A 25,236-nucleotide genomic window follows, 5' to 3' on the forward strand; every position below is an offset into this window, starting at 1 on the left:
TTTCATAATAAAGTCCTCCTGTTTTTAGTTTATCATAAAAAGATTTTTTTATTTACAGACTTTTTATCACAGGCTCGGGAGAATACGGGAAATGCTGGATATAGTTTTGTATATTTTTTTAAAATAATATTTTTTCTCTAAAATTTATAGAATTTTAATTTAAAATATTTTAATTGCATAATTCATCTGAAAAATATTTGAATAAAATTCTTTTCTCTAAAAAGTAGATTATTACAAAATATTTTTTCAGCGTTTCCTATATTCTCTTCCTGAGTAAGAAAAATCGTATCACAGACAAAGTCTGACTTGATACGGTTTTTTATTTGTAAGGAATAATGCTGTTATTTTAAAGAAAAAAGAGAGGTTTTCAAAAATCTGAAAACCTCTCTGTATATTTAGGATTTATATTTAGCAAGATATTCTTCACGGTCGGAATTATACTTGTAAACATTTCTTTTTTCATCTTTTGAAAATAGCAAGAGCAGTAAATCAATAATAGCCATATGACACATTCTTGTGGAACTGAAAGCCTCAAAAAATATTTTTTCACTTGTAACACTTGTTAATACGAAATCAGCTAACTTGGCGAGTGGTGACTTCAGATAACTTGTTATTGCTATAATGGTAGCTCCTTTTTCTTTGGCAATTTCAGCAACATCTACTATCATATTTGTACTTCCTGAATTGGAAATTATCAGGCAGACATCATTTTCCTTAAGACAGAATGCCGAATTGATCTGCATTTCCGGTGTGACATTGGCAATTGTTTTGATTCCGCATTGATTAAACTGATATGCGGCAAATATAGCAATAGGATTAGTATTTCCAGCTCCGAATAAATACATAGTCTCACAATTGCTGATAGCAGCAATAGATTTTTTCACTGTTTCAGGATCAAGCAGATTTGAGCAGCGTTTAATTTCTTCCATTTTATACATAAAAATATTATGAATAGAATCTTCCATATTATTAAGATCAATATCCGTAGAAAAATCTTTCTCAGGGTCAATTGTATCTTTGGCAAGAGAAATTTTAAAATGGTAAAAACCTTTGAAACCAGCCTTTTTACAAAATCTCATAATAGTTGCTTCACTCACGTTACTGCTGTCAGCCAGATCACTGACACTCATATCTATTACCTTTTTATGATTTTTTAGTATATATTCTGCAACTTTTTTTTCTTGTTCAAATAAATCGGGATAGATATTTTCTACTGCGGACAAAGTATTTATTTGTGACATGGAAAACCTCCTTAAAATTCTGCCTTTTTATGTATTATACTACATTTATGACTAAATATGTAGAGACTTTTATAATACTTCTTTTATCTCATCACGAATATTTGCTGATTTTCCGCCGAAAATTACCTGAACACCGCCTCCGCCTAGTTTTACAAGTCCGGCGGCTCCCAGTTCTTTTAGTCTTTTATCATTTACTTTGGTGTCATCTTTTACTGCAACACGCAGTCTACTCGCACAGGCATCAACTGTTTCTATATTATCTTTTCCTCCCAAAGCGTCAATCACATGATATGCTCTGTCAGTACCTGTCCCGTCTTTTGAAAGTTCTATAGTTTCGTCTTCTCTTCCCGGCGATTTCAGATTAAACTTACGAATCAAAAAACGAAATAAGAAATAATAAATAGCAGCATACACTGCACCGGCAACAATAACAAGCCACCATGCTGTTCTGCCCGGAAAGACACCATTTAGCAGAAAGTCAATTAGTCCGGCAGCAAAAGGATGACCTATATGAACTCCGAGAATATTCATTACGACAAAACTTGAGGCATATAGAAAGCAATGGACAACATATAATAACGGAGCACTGAATAAAAAAGCATATTCAAGAGGTTCTGTAATACCTGTAACAAAAGTAGTCAAAGCTCCTGATAACAGTAACCCCTTTATAAGTCTCTTATTTTTCGGTTTTGCTTCATGATACATAGCTAATGCCGCAGCAGGCAGTGCAAACATCATAATAGGAAAACGTCCTGTCATAAATAGCCCTGCAGTTAGCGGAACCCCGTCTTTTAACTGGGCAAAAAATACAGGAATATCCCCGGTAACAATTTGACCTGATTTAGTAACATATTCTCCGAAGTTATAGTAAAAAGGAACATTCCAGATATGATGAAGTCCTGTCGGGATTAAACAACGTTCACCAAAAGCATACACAAAAGAAGCAATATTAGCATTCGCCCCGTCAGCTGTTACAATACTTGATAATGTACTGAGTCCGTTTTGCACAGGCATCCAGACAATAGGAAGTATATAACCGAGAAGCAGTGATATAGCTGCAACTAAAATAGGAACAAGTCTTTTTCCATTAAAGAATGCCAAAAAAGAAGGCAGTTCTGTTCTATGAAATTTTTTAAATACAACAACTGTTATCAAAGCTATTATCATTCCGCCTAAAACACCAGTCTGTAATGTATCAATTCCCAATATAGCAGCGTATCTTCCGCTGCCATCGGAAACCATTTCAGGAGTTACTGCTAAATGAACCCCCATAGCAACATTCAGCATCAAATATCCTGTAATAACAGACAAAGCAGAAGAGCCTTCGTCTGTGAGACCAATAGCAATCCCCACTCCGAATAATAACGGGAGGTTACCAAAGACAATACCTCCGCATTGTGCTAAAATAGGAATATTAAAACTGATACCAATAGCTAGACAAATACCTGCTGCTGGCAGAATAGCCAACGGCAGCATAAGAGCCATGGAAAGTTTTTGTAATTGCTTAAAATTTATTTTTCTTCTTATTTTTGTTAACATTTATTACCTCCAAGAGTTATATTTTTCTCACTGATTCAACAATAGCGTCTACTGTTAATCCGTATTCTTGATGTAATAGCTCAGGAGTACCGGATTTTCCGAAACAATCTTTAACCCCGATCATGTCTATTTTAACAGGGTAAACTTTTGACAGCAGTTCACTCACTGCACTTCCTAATCCCCCAATAATGTTGTGTTCTTCAACAGTAACTATTTTGCCTGTTTCTTTGGCTGCTTTGATAATTAATTTTTCATCCAGCGGTTTGATTGTGGAAATATTAATGATTTTAACATTTATACCATCTTTTTCCAATATTTTTGAAGCTTCAAGGGCTTTGGCTACCATTAATCCAGTTGCAATAACTGTTATATCAGTACCTTCTTTTATTACTTCACCTTTCCCTATTTCGAACTTATAGTTTTCATCATGTATAGTAGGTGTTGGAACTCTGCTTAAACGTAAGTATACTGGTCCCTTATATTCGGCAGATGCAAGAACTGCAAGTCTGGCTTCTACATCATCAGACGGATGAATTACAGTCATATTAGGCAGACTTCTCATTAATGCTATATCCTCCACAGCCTGATGAGTTCCGCCGTCTTCACCCACGCTTATTCCTGAATGAGTTCCGACTATTTTGACATTTAGTCCGGGATAACATACAGAATTTCTTATTTGGTCAAAAGCTCTCCCTGTAGCAAATACTGCAAAAGTACTTGCAAAGGGGATTTTGCCACATGTGGATAATCCGGCAGCAGTACCGATCATATCTGCTTCGGCTATTCCCATATTAAAAAATCTTTCGGGACACTTTTTTTGAAAATTCAGAGACTTTGTTGCATGTGCCAGATCGGCATCCAGAACAACTATATCTTCGTTTTCAATTAGTTCGACAAGTGTATTCCCATAGGCTTCTCTTGTAGCTAAATTCATTATTTTTCACCTCTCAGTTCGTTTAATGCAAGTTCGCATTGTTCTGCATTAGGAGCGGTACCATGCCATGAACCGTTATTCTCCATAAATGAAACCCCTTTACCTTTAATTGTTTTGGCTATGATTATTGTCGGTTTTTCTTTGGAAGTTCTGGCTTTATCTATAGCAGAAGAAATTTCATCGGTATTATGACCGTCAATTGTGATAGTATTCCAGCCAAATGCTTCAAATTTTTTATCAATAGGTGAGACTCCCATAACTTCATCATTGGTACCGTCAATCTGTAAACCGTTATAATCAAGAATAGCTATTACATTATTGAGTTTATAATGTGAAGATGACATAGCAGCTTCCCATATTTGTCCTTCCTGTATTTCTCCGTCACCTAATATTACAAAAACATTATATGACTTGTTATTAAGTTTTCCAGCTATTGCCATTCCATTTCCTATACTCAATCCCTGTCCCAGTGAACCTGTGGATACATCAACTCCGGGAGTAGATTTCATATCAGGATGGCCTTGAAGCATATGTTTATTTTTTCGTAGTTTTGATAATTCTTCATGCGGGAAGTAGCCTTTTTCAGCTAAAACGGCATATAATGCCGGAGCGGCATGTCCTTTTGACAAAACAAGTCTGTCACGTTCTGACCAATTGGGATTTTTTGGATTAATGTTCATTTTTTCAAAATAAAGAACTGCCAAAATATCAATTAGTGATAATGAACCGCCGGGATGTCCCGATTTAGCTTCAGTAATAGATTTTATTATATTGATTCTCATATTTTTTCTTAATTCTTCTAACTTCATATTATTCCTTTCTATTCTAAATTAGAATGCTTTTTAAACATTTCTTCGTTATTTTTACCGGAAGTATCTATTAATGCCAATATAATTGAGTCAAAAATCAAAAGCAGACTTTGTTCATATAATGAAGCCATTGGCTGCACTGATGTGAATGTACTTTCTGATTTTATTTTTCCTGGTGCAGGAATAATAACACTTACATCAGCTGTTTTAGTGATTGAGGAATGTGGAGCACCAGTAAATGCAAGTACCTTACCGCCAAAATTTTTAGCTTTTTCAGCCATTTGCAAAAATTGTTTTGTTTCACCCGAACCGCTTGTTATTATTAATAAATCCCCGTTTTCAAAATTTGGTGTTATTGTTTCACCAATAACAAATGAGTCTTTTTCCATATGCATTAGCCGCATAGCAAGTGATTTCGCCATAAATCCCGCTCTTCCGAGACCTAATACAAAAACTTTGTCCGCGTTATTAATAAGATTTATTGCATCCGCACAGCTGCTGCTATCCACGGCATTCAGAGAGTAGTTAAGTTCTTCTATAATTGTATTCTCATATTTTCTGAAATTCATTAAAATAATCTCCTTTCAATTTTAAAAAATAAAATTTCATATACCGGTATATGGCGAAATAAAATTTCTTTATGATACATTATACCGTATAAAAATTTTTTGTCAATAGTTATACGAAATTTTATTTTTTTGTTTTTGCATTATTTTATTGTATTTGTTTTGTTTTTATGTCATTTATACGAAATTTTATTTCGTGACAAAAAAAGCTTATATAATTATCAAACAGACTTGTATCTAAAGATTCAGTATGTTATTATTTTTTATATAAATTTGGGAATATACAGGAAAGGATGATATATGATTGTGGAAATTGATGGGTATGAAACAGAAGCTTTTGTTTCCGGAAAAAAATGTTCGGCAGGGCAACTTCTCTGGCAGATGAAAAAAGTTATTGAACATACAGAGGATCACAGGCATTTTACTTCGCTGTTCTGTCTTATGTTCGGATATGACCGGATTATATATTCTGATGAGATATCGGCTGATTTTGTAATAGATATAGATACTTACAGAGTATATAAACCCGTATATTAAAAACCACAAAAAAACTGTATTGAAATCTTCACTTTTCAATACAGCCTGTTATGCTTATATTATATAAATAAATTTCTTTTTTTAGCTTCCCGTCGATATAAATAATATGATGATTTTTGCAGCGTTAATGCTTTTTTGTAGAAAATACCCCCTGTTATAAATGCAACGGGTATATTTGGTTTTGCACAGAACTGGCACAGAGCGGCAAGCTTTTCATCACTTATTTTTCCTGAAGCAATTCTTTTTTCTATTTTTTTATTACTGATTTTTATCAAAAAATCCCAGCATTTACTGAATAAAAAAATAATAAGAACAATTAATATAATAAATATTACAATTGAAAATATTACATGAAACACTTATTTTCTCCTCTATTCTCTCCTATGTGTAATCCGTGGGGATGTTTTAAAATAATTATGATAAATTAAAATTTTCCCCTGTCTAATCCTCGTCTAAAAGGTCTCTTTTATTAAATATGAAGATTTCTGTTTGTCATTTCTTCTTCATATATTGCAAAAGCTGCTTTAGGTACTCTCAAATAAAATTTATAAAATATACCGCTCATAAGAATGGCAAAAATTACATTATCTTTCTGCCATTTTGTTCCTTTGTATAATTTTATTAATTTTTTATCACTGATTTTTCCTGAATCAATTTTTTTCTTCATTCTGTTTACAGTTATTCTTGCTAAAAATTCTGTATATTTACTGAATAAAAACATTAAACCAATAATTATTACAGCAAATATTAAAATCGGAATTATTATTTCAAGCATGTTACTCTCCTTCATTTGTTAATTTTACTATTTCCCGTCTGTTATAAGATCGTAAGAACTCCTGATCTCACAGTCTTAATACATTTCGGTTATGCTAATTTGAATACGTTATTGTATACACAAATACATTTGTGGTAAAGAATAAAATATTTAAACTAGGTTATAAGAAACTTCTTTTTTTCCCAAAAATTATAATGATGGAAAGATATATTCCAAATAAAAACACTTGTATTTTTTCAGATTAGTCTGAGTATGGATATTTTATCAGTATATAAAGCTGATAAAATACTAAATTAAGTGTGATACTAGAAAGGCAGGTTTCTTTTGATCATTTCTTGCTCATACAAATTAAATGCCGCTTGAGGTATTTTTAAATAAGATTTGTAAAATATACCAGACATTAAAATTGCCATTAATTTGTTGTCTTTTTGTTTTTTATATGAGTTATATAATTTTATCAGTTTTTCATCGCTGATTTTACCTGATTCGAGCTTTTTCTGCAGTTGTTTTGAACTTAATTTTGCTAAAAATTTTGTATATATATTAAACAAAAACATAATTCCGCCGACGATAACGATAAAAAGTATCATTGATACTAAATTTTCCATTATTGGGTCACTCCTTTCTATTGTGCATAATCTTTGACATAATAAATTTTATGTTTTTTAATTTTGTATTTTGTCAAACAATTAATTTTCATTATAATAAAATTTTCTGTATATTGCAAGATTTTTTTTGAAAATTTATGTATGTATATAATAAGCATTTTGAAAGATATCTATAAGATGTTACATATAGAAAATACGAATAAAATATGATAAAATAAATAACAAAACATAAATAATACATTATTTTGAAAATTTATAAATGGTATATAAAAAATTCTTGTACATATGAATCTGCTTAAAAAGGAGCTGATGAAAATGAAAAAAGCAAAGAAAATTTTGATATTTTTAAGTGCAGTATTACTGGTAATAATAGGTAATAAAAAAAACTCGGACTTTACTGCCCAAAATAAAAACAAGGATAATAAAGAGGTACTGAACAAGGAGAAATCAGAAGAATATGAAAATAAAAAGAGTGAAGTAACAACGGAACCTGACGGCAAAGAAAGAGCAACAGCAAGCAAATGAAAGAATTTAGATATAAAGTCCGTACAGAATACTTATTTCATTCACATATAAAAATAAAAATACCTGATAATTATGAAGACGGTATTTTTGATGAATTATTTGAGATAATGAAACGGGTAGACCAAAAGTACAATTCATATTCAGAATCTTCTTATTTTGATCTTATAAACAAAAATGCCGGAAATTTTACAAATGTAGATAAAATAACTGTAGAAATACTGGAAACAGTGAAAAGATACTCAGATTTTTTTGACGGTATTTATGATATTACCATAATGCCATTGATCAGGCTATGGGGATTTTACGGCAAAGAACATTACACAATTCCATCATTTCATAAAATAGAAGAAATAAAGAAAAAAGTAGATTATAAAAAAATAGAAATTGATCCTGTTAATCTGAAAGTAAAATCAGGAACAGGACAGGAGATAGTTACAGGCTCTTTTATAAAAGCATTTGCATTGGATATGGCTGCTGCGAAACTCTTGGAACTGGGGATCAGTAATGCAGTAATTAATGCCGGCGGAAGCAGTATAAGGGGTTTTAATAACAGCCTGAAAAAGGAATGGATAATATCAGTCTCTGATCCTGATAATTCCAATAAAGATTTATTTGATCTGAGGCTGGAGAATATGTCGTATTCTACATCAGCACAGGGAAACAGCTTTGTGGAGATAAATAATAAGAAATACGGGCATATAATAAATCCGCTTACGGGATATCCGTCTGAAAATAAAGCTGTGGGAATAATAACAGCTGACAGTTTTGCCGGAGATATATTGTCTACGGGACTTTTTAACTGTGAACCGGAAAAGTTTCTGGAATTAATAAAAGATTTGAAAAAAGAGATGTATATAGAAGGATTTTTAATGGATAAAGATAGAAAAACATATTATTCTGAGGGTTTTAGAAGACATATTGTCAATTATGAATTAATGGGGTGAAAATTTGAAAAAAACATTTAATGAAAAAATGAGAATAGCTTCAATGAAGGATAAAACTAAGGAGAAGAAAACGGAGAAACTGGAAGATCCGTTATTTTTTTATGTTTCGTTTCAGCAGCATATTGGTCAGCCAGCGAAAGAAATAGTAAAACCCGGTGATTACATAAAGAGGTATCAGCTGATAGGAGAATCACAGGGCAGTATTTCAGCAAAAATTCATTCACCTGTTTCAGGAATAGTGAAAGAAATAACAGAAAAGATTCTTCCAAACGGAATGAAAGCCAAAACAGCAGTGATTGAGAATGATTTTCAATATACGGAAATGGAAACGGTAAAAAGAGACATAAAAAAAATTGGTGAATATTCAGCAAAAGAACTTTTGGAAATAATAGGAAATGCCGGAATTACCGGTGAAGGCGGAGCACAGTTTCCTACACATATAAAATATGATGTGAAAAATAAAAAAATAAAAAATATTATTCTAAATGGAGCTGAGTGTGAGCCTTATCTTACATGTGACTATATTCTTATGAAAGACTACGGGAAAGAACTTTTTGACGGGATAAAAATAATTGCGGAAATTCTCAAACCTGAAAATATAATTCTGGCAATTGATGAGAAATATTCTTCACTTACAGATAAATTTCCGGAATATAATACAGACGGTGTAAAGATAGTCACAGTTTCGGATGTTTATCCTCAGGGAAGCGAACAGCTTTTGATAAAAAGTATTTTTAATAAAGAAATTCCAAAATCAAAGCTTCCTTCAGAGGAGGGAATCATAGTCAGTAATGTAGGAACAGTAAAGGCTGTATATGAAGCTTTTGTGAACGGTGTGCCGCTTGTTGAGAGAATAGTGACAGTATCTGGTGAGAAATCAGGGATATATGGGAATTATACTGCGAAAATCGGTACACCCCTAAGTCATATTATCGAAAAATCAGCATTAAAAGATACACTGGAAAATATAAGAATAATATTCGGCGGTCCTATGATGGGTAATGAGGTAAATGATCCGGAAACAGTGATAATGAAAGGAACATCGGGAGTTTTGTTTTTGTCAAAAGAAATAGACAAGATAGAAAGAAAAAATTGTATTTTATGCGGTTACTGTTCCGAAGTGTGTCCTGTTTATCTTATGCCTATGAAATTTGAGGAGTTTTACAGAAAGAAAAAATATAAAAAACTGGCGGAATATAATCTGAGTTCATGTATAGAGTGCGGAGCCTGTGAATATGTATGTCCGTCACGTGTAGCGCTTATAGAAAGCATAAAATCAGGCAAAAAAGAACTAAGCAGGATGAAAGGCGGGGGAATTAATGGATAACGCAGGAAAAACTTTTAATCCTTATATCAGAGTGAATGATAGCGTGGCAAAAGTAATGGGAGATGTGATTTTAGCACTGCTTCCCTGTATGTTGATTACTTTTCTGGCATATGGTGTCCGTCCGCTGCTTTTGTGTGCAGTGTGTGTATTCAGTACTGTTTTGGCTGAATGGCTTTTTTCATTATTTTTTTTAAAAAGGAAAAGTTCGGTAAATGACTTATCTGCTGTGGTAACAGGCATGCTTCTGTCTTTTACGCTGGCTCCTTTTACACCATTTTATGCTGCGGCCTTCGGAGGTGCGGCTGCTGTAATATTTGGTAAAATTGCCGCAGGAGGACTTGGGAGAAATATATTTAATCCTGCATTACTCGGGAGAGAATTTATGACTGTATTTTTTCCTGCTGCAATGACATCAGGAATGATATGGGGAAATGAGAATTTATTAAAATATCACAGCATAAAAATATTTGATTTTTCCGGAGTTCCGGGCTGGGCAGAGTATATAAACAGGATATTTTTTACTGCAAGCGGGGCTATTGGTGAATATTCCATACTTTTACTGGCTGCAGGCGGTATTTATCTCATATACAGGGAAAGAATATCGTGGCATATACCTTTTTCCATGTTTACTGTGATATTTTTGGGAATAATGATTTTTACATTTCTTGGTTTTGATATAAAAATAGCTTTGGGAGGAATAATTCTCGGCGGAATATATATGGCAACAGATATGCCGACCAGTACAACTACACCTGCAGCTAAGATTTATTACGGGTGTATGATCGGGGTTTCAGTGATACTCTGCTGGATGAGCCGCATAGAATTTGAAACATTGTCATATTCTATACTAATACTGAATATATTCAAAAATCCCATAGATAATTTATGCAGACCAAGGGTATTCGGGACAGAAAGGAAAACTTTCAGAAGAATACTGCATGGTTTTGGTCTTTTTGTCATTATTGTGCTTACTATAATAGCGGTAATGTTTTTTCATCATAATAATCTCGTAAAATATCTGCTGTATGTTTATATAATATGGATCGCAGTAAGATTCATACGCTCTGGAGAGATATCATAAGAAATATCTTATATATGAAAAAGGTAAAATAAATCAAATAATAGGCGTAAAAAAAGCTAATGCTAAGCTGTAAGAGTTAGAATTATTACAGCTAATAAGAAGAATAATTTTTTCATAACCCAATTGATGAAAAAATGAGCCGCCCCGACCCCGGGCGGCTTTATTATAAACTGCGGTAAATATTATATTGATAAAATAATGCGCATAATGTATATTATAGATATAATAGTTATTGCAGGAATATAATTTGATGTAGAAGGAGTCAGCTATGGGATTATCAATAAAAAAAAATATAACTATCCCTGAGGAGGATTTCAAAATAATAGAAAAATTTAGTAAAAAATTTGGTAAATCATTTTCTGAATTTCTTAGATTTGCAGCCAAGGAATATATAAAAATACAGGAAAATTTGGATTTGAAAGAGTTTTTACTGGAACATTGTGAATATGCTTCGAAAGAAGAAGAAAAAGAAATTTTGAAAACTATAAAGGAACTTGATTCTAAAGATAAGGGGAAGGCTGTTAGATTAGATGAGTTTTTATCAGAAAAAAGCTGAAAAAATGACTGAAAGAAAACAAGGAGTGTGGTTTGAGATTCTATAAGGCCTTTATAGAGATTTTAAAAAATATTACAGAATGTTTTATAAAATATGATATTGTAAAATTAAGGGGAAATACTGATTTTTTCAGATTGAGAATAGGTAAATACAGAGCAGTATTTGAAATAAAAAAAATAATAGTGATAAACATTGATAGCAGAGGCGGGATATATAAGTAAACCGTCTCTGAATAGTTTAAGATTTGTATTTACCTCAAATATAAATAATTCGGTTATAAGTGATGGAATTTTGATCTGCTGATCTAAAAAATAAGAATAAGCAGATCTTTTTTTATCTATAGCAAGATTTTATATAATAAAATTTATAGGAATTAGAAATATAACTAACAATAAAAAATAAAAGTATCGATGCACTAATGCATCGATATATTTTTAAAAAAGTCAAAAAGCATTTTATTTTTCTTTTACTACGAACATATAAGAAAGTATACATGAAAGAATAATTGCAATAAGTATTCCTGCCACTGCAAACGGGAAATAAGGTCCTATATATGCAGGAAGACTGAATATACTGGATAATATGTATCCATAAATACGCACTCCGAAAAATGCAATAAATGCAGATGCTGCTGAACTTCCTATTGTAGCAGCTAGGAAAGCTTTTTTGTATTTTGTAAGCACGCCGAATAAAGCCGGTTCTGTGATTCCCAGTAGTCCTGATATAGCAGAAGAAAGTATTACTGACTTTTCCTTCTTGTCCTTTTCTTTGAAATACACAGCAAGTGTAGCACCGGTAATAGCCATATTTGCCATAAACATCATAGGCATAAGCATATCATATCCTTGTTCCTGAAAATTCTGAAGAGCAATAGGCGTCATGGCATGGTGCATTCCTGTGAGTATAGCTACAGGACGGATAGCTCCTACGATTAGTCCTGCCAGAACAGGGGATATATTAAATAGTGCCTGTATAATTACTGCAAGTCCCTTCCCCAGATAAATTCCCACAGGACCTATAACACTCAGTGTAAGAAAAGACATAATAAACAATGTTACTGTGGGAGTAAAAACAGTTCTCAGAACTTCAGGCATGACTTTATCTACCATTTTATGAACATAACTTAAAACCCATACTGCGAATATAATGGGGATAACACTTCCGCTGTAGTTAAACACAGGAACAGGAATAAAACCAAGAAAACTGTAAGAAGCAACTGCTCCCTCCTTTGCCGCGGCAATCATATTCGGCGACATTATACATGCTGCAACTGCTGCTGCAAGATACTGGTTTGTCTTAAATATCTTTGCTGCAGATACTGCAAGGAAAAACGGAAGAAAGATAAATACACCGCTTGCAGCCATATCTATGATTTTTACAGTATCACTGTCAGTAGAAATAATTTTCAGGGCTATAAAACCGGCAAGAAGTCCTTTTATCATACCTGCTCCGGCAATAGCCGGAACTATAGGACCAAAAACACCTGATACTATATCCATAAATACAGATATTATTCCTTTTTTTGAATTTTTTTGGTTGTCCTGAATTTCCGTACCATTATTCAAGTCTATTTCTTTGGAAAATATATCGTAATAATCTTTTACGTTAGTCCCTATAACAATCTGAAACTGGTCGCTCTGAAGCTGTGACCCCATAATCCCGTCCAGCTTGTTTATATTTTCCTGATTTATTTTATTATTGTCTTTTAAATTCAGCCGTAATCTGGTCATACAGTGCCAGACATTATTAATATTTTCTTTCCCACCAACATTTTGGATAATTAATTTTATAACCTCTCTTTTATCCATTTTTCTCCTTCCAAAGTGTACTTTATTTTAAAATTTTAGCAGCTACTAATTTCATACACTAAATATACCATATCTTTTCAGAAAAGCAAACTTACCATTTTTTAGAAATAAATTTATTTTTATATTATAAATAAAGGGTTATATTGGTTTTGGACATTAAATTGGTATGTTTTTTTCTTGTTATTGATGATTTTTTGAAACCAAATTGACAATGAAATTATTAAATGTTTTAATAACATCAGAAATGGGTGAATAATAACTTTTAGAAAAGAGGAATAAATAATGACTCCTACAATTATAAAAAACATAGAATGTATTGTAACAAAGCCGGGACGGCATAATCTAACAATAGTAAAAGTAGAAACAGATAAAAACATCACCGGATACGGGTGTGCAACCTTTCAGCAGAGACCCCTTGCAGTGAAAACAATGGTAGATGAATATATAAAGCCTTTGGTTCTCGGGAGAGATGCCAATAATATAGAGGATATATGGCAGATGCTAATGGTGAATTCGTACTGGAGAAATGGTCCGGTGATAAATAATGCAATAGCGGGAATAGATATGGCGCTGTGGGATATAAAAGGGAAACTGGCAGAAATGCCTTTATACCAGCTGTTTGGAGGGAAGTCAAAAGATGCAGTTCCTGTTTATACACATGCGGCAGGCGAAAATATAGATGAACTGTTTGAAAAAGTAGACACTTTTTTAAATGAGGGGTATCGTCATATAAGATGTCAGCTTGGATTTTACGGGGGAAACTCAAAAGATATTCATATGGCTGAAAATCCTGCAAAAGGTGCCTATTACGATCAGGATGAGTATATAAAAACAACTTTGTTTATGTTTAAATCATTACGTGAAAAATATGGCGACAGATTTCATATACTACATGATATACATGAGCGTCTGTACCCAAGTCAGGCTCTGCGTTTTGCCAAGGAAGTAGAGAAGTACAATCCTTACTTTATAGAGGATATTCTGCCTCCTGACCAGAATGAATGGCTTACGCAGATACGCAGTCAGTCATCTGTACCGCTGGCAACAGGAGAATTATTCAATAATCCTATGGAATGGCGGAATATTATTATAAACAGACAGATAGATTTTTTGCGTTGTCATGTATCCCAGATAGGCGGTATTACTCCTGCATTGAAGCTTGCGGCTCTGTGTCAGACTTTTGGGATAAGGGTAGCATGGCATACACCGCCTGATATAACTCCTGTAGGTTCAGCGGTAAATACTCATTTGAATGTATATCTTCATAATGCTGCAATTCAGGAATATGTCGGGGAAGAGGAAACCGTACTTACAGTATTTAAGGGAGTGGAGAAGCCAAGAAACGGATATTTGTATCCTGTAAACAGAGCAGGGATCGGTGTGGAATTTCTTAAAGAAGAAGCAGAAAAATATCCGGTGGAATACCGTCCGCATGAATGGACACAAAGCAGACTGCCGAACGGCGTTATAATGACACCGTAATTGCACGGACTTTACTTTAGCAGAAGACTGTTATATAATCTGATTAATAATTGTTTGGAATGTGCGGAGGTTTTGAATGAAGAAAAAGGAATTTATAGCGCAGGATCTGCTGACAAAAATTTATCAGAATCTGTATAAAGATTATAAGCTTCCCACTGAAAGGGAGCTGGCTTTAAAATATAATGTTTCCAGACATACAGTAAGAGAAGCACTGAAAAAGCTGAATAATATCGGAATTATAGAAATAGTACAGGGTTCGGGAATATTTATAAACAGAAAATTTCACCAGAGTCCCCTGATTTATAATTCAATAACCGAAAAAAAATATAATCAGATAAAATCAAAAATAATATATTTTATTCATAAAAAGCCCGGAAAAGAAGAACGGCAGATTTTTGATCTGGGGGAAGATGAATTTATATGGGAATTTCAGAGAGTCCGAATAGTGGATTATAAAATGACACAGATAGAAGTATCAAAGCTTCCTGTACATTTATTCAGAGATTTAGATAAGAAAAATATAGAAAGTTCCATACAAAAATATGTAAGGGATAAAAATCTGGAGATTTCTCATTATATAACCACTTATGAAGCAGTGTCTATAAACAGAGAACAGGCTGAACTTCTGAAATGTAAAAAAGGTACGCCGGCTATGAAAATATTAAACAGAGGTATACTGGAGAATGGTCTTGTTTATGAATACAGTGAAATAATTGATATTGATTACTCATGTACATATTTTATACCGTTTAATAAGCAAAACCATAGTTTCAGACAGCTGGATATTTAAGACAGATAACAGGATATTCCGAAAAATAATTTTTTCAAAAAAGAGAAAATTATTTCCGGGATATTTTGTTTTATATGGGATTTTTTGAAAAATATTATAAGAATACTGTATATATAATTAAACAAAAAACTTTATTTTAGTTTTTATTGTTTGAAAAATGTGATATAATTAAATAAATCTTTTTTCAATTTTTTCATTGAAATTATAATTTTTTTACAAATCAAGTAAGATTTCTGAAAATTTTGAAAGTGATAAAGCAATAAAGAAACCTGATATTTTGAAAAAAGTATAAATTTTCAGCAGAGCTTATAAAAGAATGGAACAATTAGCTGAAAAAGTAAAAATTATAATATTTTTCATATTCAATATTGAGAATGATATTAATGAAAAGCATTTCGGAAATTTACCTAAAAATATGTGTATTTTAGTATACAGAAAAAAGAGCTTTTTGATATTGATAATTAGCACTGCAGGGCGTTATTTTAACTGTAAATAATTATTTACTTTTTTTGTTTTTTAGGGTATAATGTATGTTCTAAAACAGGAAATTTTGTATGTTGGATTTGTAACGGAACAATTGCAAAATACGGCTGCGTTTGATGCAGTCTGAGTACGTATATTTCTGGTTCTATGTAATGAAAAATATTGTAAATATACTATTAATGTTGGTATCTTGAAAAAGAGAAATAAACACTGGGAGATAAAAGGAGAAAAATGAAATTTTTAATGAAATTTTTTCGCAAAATAACATGTTTTAAAAAGCTGGATCACACAAGGTTTACTCTGGAATCACAATATCTGGAGTACAAGGATTCGGATTACAAATATTATTACTTTAAAGATATAAGAAATAACCGTTATGTAAAGGTATTAAAAGAAGAAAATGACGAGAAACTGGATATTTATACAAATTGGCTGAATAATAAGTGAATATGTTGTTTTTAATAAAGTAATCAGGGAATAAAGCTGACCCTGATTTTTTATTTTGTCTTTTTTTATATAAATTCTAAAAATGAAATTTACTTTGATGAACAAAGTATGGTAGAATTAGTAAGAGAATAATTATAATAATATAAGCATATGGAGGTCATTTTGAAAAAATTATTTAAGGGAATTTATATTATTTTGGGAATAATATTTTTATTTCTCGGCATTATAGGAATAGTGCTTCCTGTTTTACCGACTACGCCGTTTGTGCTGCTTGCATCTTTTTGCCTAGCAAAGGGATCGGACAGAATAAACAGACGTTTTAAAAAAACTAAAATATACAGAGAGTATATTCTGAATTTTAAAGAGAATGGTCTGACAAAAAAACAGAAAATAAGAATAGTACTTACAGCTGATCTTATGCTGTTAATAAGCGGGTATTTTGTTAATAATTTACATGTAAGAATTTTTTTAATATGAAATTTTTTTATATTTATATAATTATATACTTAGTATTTTAGTAATTAAAATTTTTATATACTCATAGTAAAATAAAAATTTTATATTTTTACGTGTTTTATAAATTGACAATACAGAAGTTTTTTAGTAGAATAAAATCACAGTTTTATTTTTATAGTTATTGAAATTAATTGGAAATATAATAACTAAAAAAATTGTAGAACAAAATTCAGAGGAATTTATGAAGGGAAGTGAGAAATATTGGTATAGTCAAAATTTAATTAGTATGAAAGATCGTACTTAGAATTTTGAAAATTTATTTTAAAATAAAAAGTATTTATAAAAGAATATTTTTTAAAAATTATAACATCATAAGAAACTTGTTAGGTAACAATTTTGAAAAATGCAATAAGAAAAAAATAATAAAATTGTAATATCATAAAAATATTTTCAGATACCCAATATTTTAAATGATATAAGATGCGTTATGTTTTTTAGGGGGAATAATATGATACCATGATTTTTCAATGTCATTTCGAGTTATAAAATATTTCTATATATAAACAGGCGGATTATGTATTCATACTAAATTATGCAAATAACTTTTGTTCTACAAATAAAAAAACGTTTATTTAAAAATATAGATTTGGTCTATATCTTTAAAATTATATTGCAATGCAGAGAATAAAAGATTTTTTATAATTATAATCATTATGATTGGTATATACAATTGTGCGTGTGGTGATTTGAGAATTTAGAGGGGAAATGGTTTGAAATTAATTGTTTAAAGTGGAACAATAATTGTGGTATATAAATCAGGGAGGAATAATGAAAAAAAATAGAAAATTGTTATGGTTATTTTTGGTATTTAATGCTATTGCAAAATTCGGCAGTGCCGGCAGCGATAATTTAATGTCAGGCAAATATGAAAGAATCTATAACAGCATAGTAAAAAATACTAAAACAGAGAAATCCAATAAAAAGAATTATCAGATTATAGAAGATGTACTTAAACAAAAAAATAAAGAACTGAAAGATCTGTATATTCAGGGGGATTATATAATAAAACCGGAATATCTTGAATGGCAGGTATTTTTAAGCGGATTTTATGAAGAACATGGAAAAGGTGTGGACAACAGCAGTGCAAATGCCAGATATCACTCAAAAATATCAGGGTATTATGATGCAGACGGGAATTTTATGGCAACAAGCGGTGGTGTAAATGGACTTGCAGGAAAACCCTACAATCCACTGCAAAAAGTAAAGAATATTGATTTTGGGGTGAGCATACCATTAAAGGGGATGACAAGAGAAGCATTGAATTTGAATTTATCACCTGTAGCTGAAATTAGCGTGAATCCGGCGGTTTTAACAGTGACACCGCCTACAGGAGTGGCTGTGCCTCAGATTGATCCGGTAATCTTCCAGCCTGTAAGTCCTAGTATTCCAGTGGTAGAAACTCCTAATCCGGTGAGTATATCACTAACATTTCCCGGATCCGGCAATGGAGATGAGCAGTGGATCAAACAGAACGGTTCAGTGGCTCCGGTGGCTCAGCAGGTACTTAAAGGAGGTGCCGGCGGAGGTTATCTTGATGTAGTAAGTAATTCTGCTGTTAGAAGTCAAGATTTTGATTTAAGTATACAAAATACATATGCTACCGGTCTGGAGGAAACAACCCATGATGGAACAAATAACGGATTACAGAATATCAATTGGAAAAGCCAGACTTCTAGCCATGCGGTAATGAAGCTCGTAGGCAGTCATACAATAGATATAGAAAATATGACAATGAATTTTATAGGAACAAAAGATAAAAGTGAAGCTTATCTGATGCTGTTTCATACTGATGCACATAATTTTGATACTGAAGATTCAGTATGGGCATTAGGATCAGATACCAAAATAAATATGCATGGGGAAAAAATAATACTTTACGGAGTACAGTCACATTCCAGCTATGCAACAGGTTCAGGGATGATAAATAACGGAACTGTAACAACAAGTGCTGATACCGCAGCAGTTACTAACAGAGGAGAATCATACAGCGGATTGAATCCGCACCAGAGAATAATATTTACTACAATAAATGCAGACAGCTCAATAAATAGTTACAACAGATATTTTTATTTCACAAATTCAGATACAGGATCGATAGCTTTAAAAGGAACAGGAGATATTCTGGAAAATTATGCTACTCCTGGGACAGACATAGGCGGAACAGTTTTTACAAATAACGGTACCATATCAATGAATGGAGCTCAAAATTACGGAATATTATTAAATGCAAAAGTTTATTACAACGGATCAGATTATACAGATAGATACGATACATATAATACAGGACACATGAATTACGGAGATTCTAAAATACTGCTGAATAAAGCTTTAGATATGAATGGTGATGAATCTGTGGGAATACAGATTCTAAATCCTCATTTTAATTTTCAAAACTCAGTAATAAAGCTAAATATAGGGAACTCTGCAAATCAATCGGATTCTACGGGAAATCTGTCAGTATATGATGCCGGTTATGTGGATAAAACTATGGGAATTTTTGTAAATTATAATGCTTCGGCTTATTCTCTGACATTTGATGACTATGATATCAATCTTGGGAAATATTCAAAAGACGGGATAGGAATAATAGTAAAAAGCGGGGAAGTAAATCTGGCAAATAATTCCAAAACCAGCAGTATAGTGAGTGACGGAGGTATAGGGAATATACTTCTTGTCAGTGATGGGAGCAGTTCGGCAATAAAAATAGCCGGTAATACAACTTTAGAGGCAAAAAACGGAAATAAGCAGACAGGGGTACTTGCAGATAATAATTCATCTGTGAGTATAGGCAGTAATCTTACAATGAACGGGGATGCATCAATTGCTTATATAGTAAATAACGGTGCCAGTGTGATAAATACAGGAACTACTTCACTAACAGGGGGAGTATATAATGATGGTACTAAAAATAACGGTTCTGTGGGAGTAGCGGTTATTGGAAACGGATCATCTTTTACTTCTGCAGGATCAGTGAATATAGATGTATCCGGTCAGGAATCAACGGGACTTTTTGCAGAGAATGGTACTGTTAATATTAACGGGGGAAGTATAAAAACTTCAGATAAGGCTTTTAATTTATATGCCAAAGGAACAACAGGCCTAATTACGCTGGAAAATATGACAACTGAAACAGGGCAGGGATCTTTGTTATTTTATAGTGAAAACAACGGTTCATTTAATCTTACAAATATAAATTCTGTAATAAAAGGCGGAACAGATTCTGTAAACCGAGGTACGGCATTTTATTATACAGGAACAGGAACACTGCCGTCACTGACAACTACCGGTTTAAGCAATTATTTTAATACAGTATTCAACGGTACAGCGGGAAATCTTACTTTAGAGATGGAATCAGGGTCGAGATTATTTATAGTTGATAACGTGTCAATAAATCTAAGTACCACATCAACACCGCTGGGGAGTATTGCAGGAGGACCTGCAGTAAACGGCAGTGATTATAAAACATATATGATGTATAAAAGTTCACTTGATATAGATCAGGGAATTAATCTTGATAATGCAAATGATGCTTATAAGCTTCTTGAAATATCAACATCAAGCATAAAAAACAGCGGTCAGAACATAACGGGAACCGGTTCGGGACAAGTGGCAATGGCTCAGGAAAACGGACGTGATACAGGAGGGGCAGCACTGGCAAGATCTACAGTAAGCCTGATAAATGATGCAGGAAACATAACATTAAACGGTGCGTCTTCTGTGGGTCTGTATTCCAGCTTCGGTGAATTAAAAAATATAAATTCGGGAATAATAAGTGCAAATGGAGCTGGTTCTGTAGGAATATACGGTGCAAATGGCTCAGTAATTGAAAATCAGTCAGGTTCTGCAATAAATATTTCTGATTCAGGAGTCGGGATTTATGCTGAAGGATATAAGCAGGGAACAGCCCAGAACTTTGGCGACGGTAAGATAAATGTGACTAACAGCGGAACAATAACGGCAAATACTTCAACAGGTGCCACAGGAATTTATATAAATAATAACAGTACAGGAAATCAGGCAGATGCACTTTTAAATCTGACAAACGGAGTAATAAATCTGGAAGCTTCAGAAAATGCTGCCGGAGTTTTAGCAATGAATGGAACAGTGACAGATTCAGGATCTACGATAACTGTAGGAAAAAACGGCATAGCTCTTTATGCTAAAGACAGTAAAGTAACACTTTCAGGAACTACAATAAATTTATTAGGTGATAATTCACTAGGATTTTATCTTGACGGAAATACAGATTTTACAGGTGCCGGTACTATAAATATAAGCGGACAGAATGTAGTGCTGTTTAATATGAATACAAGCGGGACAGTTTCAAATAACTTCACTGTAGGAGATGTTACGGACGGTTCGTCGTATACACTAGGGAATATAATAAACGGAGCATTTAGTTACACGGGTACGACTAGTCTTGCATCATATGGTACACTTATATCAGGAGAAAATTCAGCAGTATATCTGAATGGTTCCAATGTAACATCTGCTGCCGGTGCAACAAATGTAGCAGCAATTGCACTGAACGGGCAATATGCAGGAACCCTTCCGTCTGGTATGACAGCAGGAATAGACGGGGAAAATAATGGAATAGTAACTGTGGGTGACAGTTCGGCAGGACTATACGGAAAAAATGGTTCAAGATTAAGTAATGCAGGAACAATAACAGTAGGTACAGGTTCAGTAGGATTAATGACTTCTGGCAGCGGTTCTGTGGTTTTGAACAGCGGAACTGTAAGTATAGGTACAGGTTCTCAGGGGATTTATCTAAAAGATGGTTTAAGTGTTAATAATACAGGAAGTATAACTAGTAATGCTGCGGGAACAGCGGGTATATATACAGACAGCAATGTGTCGCCGGTAACATTAACAAATGGCGGAACTATTGATCTGGGAGGAGACAAATCAATAGGAATATATACTGTGGGAACAAATACTGCTTTTGTTTCTAATGCTTCGGGGGCTTTAATAAAAGTCGGGGATTCATCGGATATTTCCAGTCCTGCAATAGGGATATACAGTGCAACAGCAGGAAGTACAGTTGCTAATTCGGGAATGATAACATCAGGAGTGAATTCAATCGGGATTTATAGTAACAACGGAACAGTAAATAATAACGGAACTTTGAATATAGGTGATACAGGAACAGGAATTTATTCACTAAACGGAATAATTAATCTGAATACAGGAACAGCAGTAAATATGGGGACAAACGGAGCAGCGGCAGTGTACGGGGTGAACTCATCAGTGACAAATTCTGCGGGATTGAACATTGGCAACAGTAACTATGGATTTATACTTCAGGGCGGATCATTTGTGAATTCTGCGGGAATAAGCAGCAGTACAGGGAATGACTCAGTTTATATGTATGGTACCGGAGCAGTAAATGTAGTTAATAACGGCGATGTTATAATGACAGGATCAGATAATGTGGCATTCTATCTGGATAAAGATTCTGCTGGCGGTGTCGGAGGAGCAGCGGTAGTTAATAATGGAACTATATCTGGAACAGCAGGGGAAAATAATGTAGGAATATATAATTACGGCGGAACAGTAGATAACCATGGTACAATCTCTGTCGGAGATTCGAAAATCGTATTTATATCAGGTACTACAGATGTGGATGTGCATAACAGCAAATACTCAGTGGGAATATACGGAGAGAATGCATCAATTGTCAATCATGCAACTGCGAGTATAACAGCAGGCTATGGTGGTTACGGTATAGCGGCTAAAGGCGGAACAGCAAGCAATTTTGGTACTATAACAACAAACGGTGATTATTCAACAGGAATGTTCACAGACGGCGGAGTGATAACAAATGAAGCAGGCGGAACGATAACTGTAACTGGTAATTCTACTATTGGTATGGCAGGAAAAGGTTCTGGTTCTCAGATAATAAACCACGGTACAATAAATATTACAGGTGATAACGCAACTGGTATGTACGCACTTCCGGGAACAGTGATAACTAATACCGGAGAAATAAATATTACGGGTAACGGTCAGGCACTTGTATCCTCAGAAGCAGGAAATTCTGCACATAATGTGGAGTCAGGAACGGCATCAGTAAATGGCAGTGTAAGTAATACAATACAGGGGACAGGTAATTCATATGCACTTCCTGTTCTGATAAATGCCGGATTGATAAAAACAAGCGGGGTAATGGCTTTGGAAGGTGTTCAGGTAATGATAAAACCTGATATTTCAACAAAACAGGCGTCAGGAGATCCTGATTATGATTTTGTACTCACAGGAACTTCACTTGCGGCAGAAAAGATAACAACATCAAGACCAATAGTAATACTACCGGGATTCGCAGACGGGACTATTGCGAATGTTTATAAGCTGGAAGGTCTGATACAGGCATCAGCAGGGAAGTATGAGTTTACCAGCGGATCGGTACTTTGGGAAGCAACACCGGAAGCAACAGCAACAGGTTCAGATGTTTATATGGAAAGAAAAGCATTTACAGAATTCACGGATGGTCTGTGGTTTGAAGATTTTGGACGTGCATTGGAAGAAAATTATTTAAGTGCATCAGGTAAGGGGATTGATATATATAATAAAACGGCATACATACCAGATGAGAAAATCCTGAGAGAAGTGATGGCAAGCCTTGCAGGGGATGTATATGCTAATATAAATCAAAGAGAAAAAGATATAGCGGAAGTTTTGGAGAATTCATTACATATATTACAGGATTCAACAAATAATACAAAAGAAAATGTAAAAGTAAACGTAATAGCAGGAAAAGGCAGAAACGGAGAAGAAACAGACGGAGTAGTGGGTTATGATTATACTACTGCAGGAGTGCTGGCTTTAAGAGAAGTAGAACGTACTTACAGACATACATTCGGATATTCACTGGGATATTTACATACAGGGTTTGAGTTTAACGACGGCAACAGCAGTGAAGAATGGGTAGATACTATTCAGCTTGGAGTTCATAATAAGTATAATGCCGACAGCTGGATTCTGAGAAATGATCTCACAGGAAGAATGAGTTTCCATAATATAGACAGGAATATAGACTGGCCTTCGCCGCTTGAAAGATCGGAAATGAACGGAATATATGGAACATACAGCATAACAAGTGATAATATACTTGGTAAAGAATTCGGAATTGGTAAAAAAGCAAGTATTATTCCATACGGGGCATTCAGGGCTATGTATGCAACCAGACCTAAATTTAGTGAAAAAGGTCTTGAATCATTGGAAATAGAAGGAAATGATGCATGGAGCGTAAAGCCGAGAGCTGGTGTAGAGATAAAAGGTGCTTTGCCGCTTGGAGCAGCATCGGGATGGCAGCTTAAAGGAGCACTTAATACAGCGTATGAATATGAACTTGCAGATCTGAACGAGAGAGAAAGAGCAAGGCTGACAGTTATAGAAAGTAAGTATCATAATTTATCAAAACCTCAGGAGGAAAAAGGAACATTCAGAACATCAGCATCGCTGGGTCTTGAAGTAGAGGACAGATACGGAATATTTTTAACAGGTGAATATTCAACAGGGAACAGCAAAGAAAACGATTACAGAACAGGAGTAATATTAAAAGCTGTATTCTAGCTGCTGTAAAAATTTGAGATTTAGATAAGGAATAGTGGTATGTTCGTATCTAAAGAGTAAAAATTAATGTTTTAAAAATAATAAAAAAGAAACTGTCGGAATATCAGAGAAAATGAGAATATTTCGGCAGTTTCTTTTAATTTTTTGAATTTAATCAGTATTTTCCTTATTTGAAAAATAGACTATCCCAGAAAAAAGCACCATCTCACACCGAATTTATCAATAAGATCCGCAGCAGCGGCACTGTAATCGCAAGGACCCAGCGGGAAGAGTATTTTGGCATTGTCTGAAAGAGTATCGTATGCTTTTTTCAGCAAATCTTCCTCTTCTTTGGAAAACTGCAGGCAAAACTGCATTATATTCCCTGTTACAATATTGTCATCATCTGATCTTTCTGCTACAGATAATATTTGTCCGTAGACATCCAACTCTGAATGATAAAAAGTTCCGTTTTCATTTTTTACATTATAGCCCAAAACTGCATTAAATGCTTTTTGATATAGTTCGACAGCTTCTGCACTTCCTTTAACATAAATCTGCATTAATATTCTTTCCATAATATAACCTCCTTGTAGAATGTAATTAATTATATCATAGGGCAGATAGTTTTTCTTTAATTAGTTTGAGCATTTGATCGAATATGGAAATTAAAAGAAAATATCTGCATAATATAAACAAATAATTGTGAATTGC

22 protein-coding genes are annotated in these 25,236 nt (G+C 33.5%); 12 read left to right on the forward strand and 10 right to left on the reverse strand.

Annotation, left to right across the window (positions count from 1 at the left end):
• Positions 1–395: 395 nt before the first annotated feature.
• The 5 genes from NK213_RS07375 to hxlB form a co-directional block, all read right to left on the reverse strand.
• A complete protein-coding gene (locus NK213_RS07375; protein ID WP_253348264.1) occupies positions 396–1,241 on the reverse strand; it encodes a MurR/RpiR family transcriptional regulator in 846 nt (281 codons plus the stop codon).
• Positions 1,242–1,310: 69 nt separating this feature from the next.
• Entirely contained in the window at positions 1,311–2,780 is a 1,470-nt protein-coding gene (locus NK213_RS07380; RefSeq protein WP_253348265.1) for a PTS transporter subunit EIIC, read from the reverse strand.
• 16 nt (positions 2,781–2,796) lie between these two features.
• Positions 2,797–3,717 carry a transketolase family protein gene (locus NK213_RS07385; RefSeq protein ID WP_253348290.1) on the reverse strand — a complete coding sequence of 307 codons (921 nt, stop codon included), beginning with the start codon at positions 3,715–3,717 and terminating at the stop codon, positions 2,797–2,799.
• Entirely contained in the window at positions 3,714–4,523 is an 810-nt protein-coding gene (locus tag NK213_RS07390) for a transketolase (RefSeq protein ID WP_253348266.1), read from the reverse strand. Before NK213_RS07390 ends, NK213_RS07385 begins: the two co-directional genes overlap by 4 nt.
• Positions 4,524–4,534: 11 nt before the next feature.
• Positions 4,535–5,092, reverse strand: coding sequence for a 6-phospho-3-hexuloisomerase (hxlB, locus tag NK213_RS07395; RefSeq protein WP_253348267.1), 558 nt, complete (start codon positions 5,090–5,092; stop codon positions 4,535–4,537).
• Positions 5,093–5,389: 297 nt separating this feature from the next.
• Between hxlB and NK213_RS07400 the strand changes: the two genes are divergently transcribed.
• Complete coding sequence (locus tag NK213_RS07400; protein WP_253348268.1) at positions 5,390–5,626, forward strand: hypothetical protein; 237 nt, start codon at positions 5,390–5,392, stop codon at positions 5,624–5,626.
• A gap of 59 nt (positions 5,627–5,685) precedes the next feature.
• Here NK213_RS07400 and NK213_RS07405 read toward each other — a convergent pair whose 3' ends face one another.
• The 3 genes from NK213_RS07405 to NK213_RS07415 form a co-directional block, all read right to left on the reverse strand.
• Positions 5,686–5,985 carry a hypothetical protein gene (locus tag NK213_RS07405; protein WP_253348269.1) on the reverse strand — a complete coding sequence of 100 codons (300 nt, stop codon included), beginning with the start codon at positions 5,983–5,985 and terminating at the stop codon, positions 5,686–5,688.
• 110 nt (positions 5,986–6,095) lie between these two features.
• On the reverse strand, positions 6,096–6,401 hold the full coding sequence (locus tag NK213_RS07410) for a hypothetical protein (protein WP_253348270.1): 306 nt from the start codon (positions 6,399–6,401) through the stop codon (positions 6,096–6,098).
• A 305-nt stretch (positions 6,402–6,706) separates the two neighbouring features.
• Positions 6,707–7,009 carry a hypothetical protein gene (locus NK213_RS07415; RefSeq protein ID WP_253348271.1) on the reverse strand — a complete coding sequence of 101 codons (303 nt, stop codon included), beginning with the start codon at positions 7,007–7,009 and terminating at the stop codon, positions 6,707–6,709.
• A 315-nt stretch (positions 7,010–7,324) separates the two neighbouring features.
• Between NK213_RS07415 and NK213_RS07420 the strand changes: the two genes are divergently transcribed.
• The 6 genes from NK213_RS07420 to NK213_RS07445 all read left to right on the forward strand — a co-directional run bounded on the left by NK213_RS07420 (position 7,325) and on the right by NK213_RS07445 (position 11,663).
• Positions 7,325–7,534, forward strand: coding sequence for a hypothetical protein (locus NK213_RS07420; RefSeq protein ID WP_253348272.1), 210 nt, complete (start codon positions 7,325–7,327; stop codon positions 7,532–7,534).
• Positions 7,531–8,478, forward strand: coding sequence for an FAD:protein FMN transferase (locus tag NK213_RS07425; protein WP_253348273.1), 948 nt, complete (start codon positions 7,531–7,533; stop codon positions 8,476–8,478). The genes NK213_RS07420 and NK213_RS07425 overlap by 4 nt, the downstream gene beginning before the upstream one ends.
• Positions 8,479–8,482: 4 nt before the next feature.
• Entirely contained in the window at positions 8,483–9,805 is a 1,323-nt protein-coding gene (gene rsxC / locus NK213_RS07430; protein WP_253348274.1) for an electron transport complex subunit RsxC, read from the forward strand.
• Complete coding sequence (locus NK213_RS07435; protein WP_253348275.1) at positions 9,798–10,886, forward strand: RnfABCDGE type electron transport complex subunit D; 1,089 nt, start codon at positions 9,798–9,800, stop codon at positions 10,884–10,886. Before rsxC ends, NK213_RS07435 begins: the two co-directional genes overlap by 8 nt.
• A gap of 268 nt (positions 10,887–11,154) precedes the next feature.
• Positions 11,155–11,442, forward strand: coding sequence for a hypothetical protein (locus NK213_RS07440; RefSeq protein ID WP_253348276.1), 288 nt, complete (start codon positions 11,155–11,157; stop codon positions 11,440–11,442).
• Between the two features lie 32 nt (positions 11,443–11,474).
• The gene (locus NK213_RS07445) at positions 11,475–11,663 is read left to right on the forward strand and encodes a type II toxin-antitoxin system RelE/ParE family toxin (RefSeq protein ID WP_253348277.1); all 189 of its coding nucleotides are present in this window, start codon (positions 11,475–11,477) and stop codon (positions 11,661–11,663) included.
• A gap of 234 nt (positions 11,664–11,897) precedes the next feature.
• Here the strand turns inward: NK213_RS07445 and NK213_RS07450 are convergent, their stop codons facing one another.
• Positions 11,898–13,250 carry a PTS transporter subunit EIIC gene (locus NK213_RS07450; protein ID WP_253348278.1) on the reverse strand — a complete coding sequence of 451 codons (1,353 nt, stop codon included), beginning with the start codon at positions 13,248–13,250 and terminating at the stop codon, positions 11,898–11,900.
• Between the two features lie 282 nt (positions 13,251–13,532).
• Between NK213_RS07450 and NK213_RS07455 the strand changes: the two genes are divergently transcribed.
• From NK213_RS07455 to NK213_RS07475, 5 genes are all read left to right on the forward strand, one after another.
• The gene (locus tag NK213_RS07455; RefSeq protein ID WP_253348279.1) at positions 13,533–14,732 is read left to right on the forward strand and encodes an enolase C-terminal domain-like protein; all 1,200 of its coding nucleotides are present in this window, start codon (positions 13,533–13,535) and stop codon (positions 14,730–14,732) included.
• A gap of 76 nt (positions 14,733–14,808) precedes the next feature.
• Positions 14,809–15,522, forward strand: coding sequence for a GntR family transcriptional regulator (locus tag NK213_RS07460; protein ID WP_253348280.1), 714 nt, complete (start codon positions 14,809–14,811; stop codon positions 15,520–15,522).
• Positions 15,523–16,236: 714 nt separating this feature from the next.
• On the forward strand, positions 16,237–16,452 hold the full coding sequence (locus NK213_RS07465; RefSeq protein ID WP_253348281.1) for a hypothetical protein: 216 nt from the start codon (positions 16,237–16,239) through the stop codon (positions 16,450–16,452).
• Between the two features lie 162 nt (positions 16,453–16,614).
• Entirely contained in the window at positions 16,615–16,929 is a 315-nt protein-coding gene (locus tag NK213_RS07470; protein ID WP_253348282.1) for a YbaN family protein, read from the forward strand.
• Positions 16,930–17,736: 807 nt separating this feature from the next.
• Positions 17,737–24,543: a transporter gene (locus tag NK213_RS07475; protein WP_253348283.1), complete on the forward strand. Its 6,807-nt coding sequence runs from the start codon at positions 17,737–17,739 to the stop codon at positions 24,541–24,543.
• 182 nt (positions 24,544–24,725) lie between these two features.
• Here NK213_RS07475 and NK213_RS07480 read toward each other — a convergent pair whose 3' ends face one another.
• Positions 24,726–25,100: a glyoxalase/bleomycin resistance/extradiol dioxygenase family protein gene (locus NK213_RS07480; protein ID WP_253348284.1), complete on the reverse strand. Its 375-nt coding sequence runs from the start codon at positions 25,098–25,100 to the stop codon at positions 24,726–24,728.
• Positions 25,101–25,236 lie beyond the last annotated feature (136 nt).

Origin of the sequence: Sebaldella sp. S0638 (assembly GCF_024158605.1) — a bacterium.
Lineage (GTDB): Bacteria > Fusobacteriota > Fusobacteriia > Fusobacteriales > Leptotrichiaceae > Sebaldella.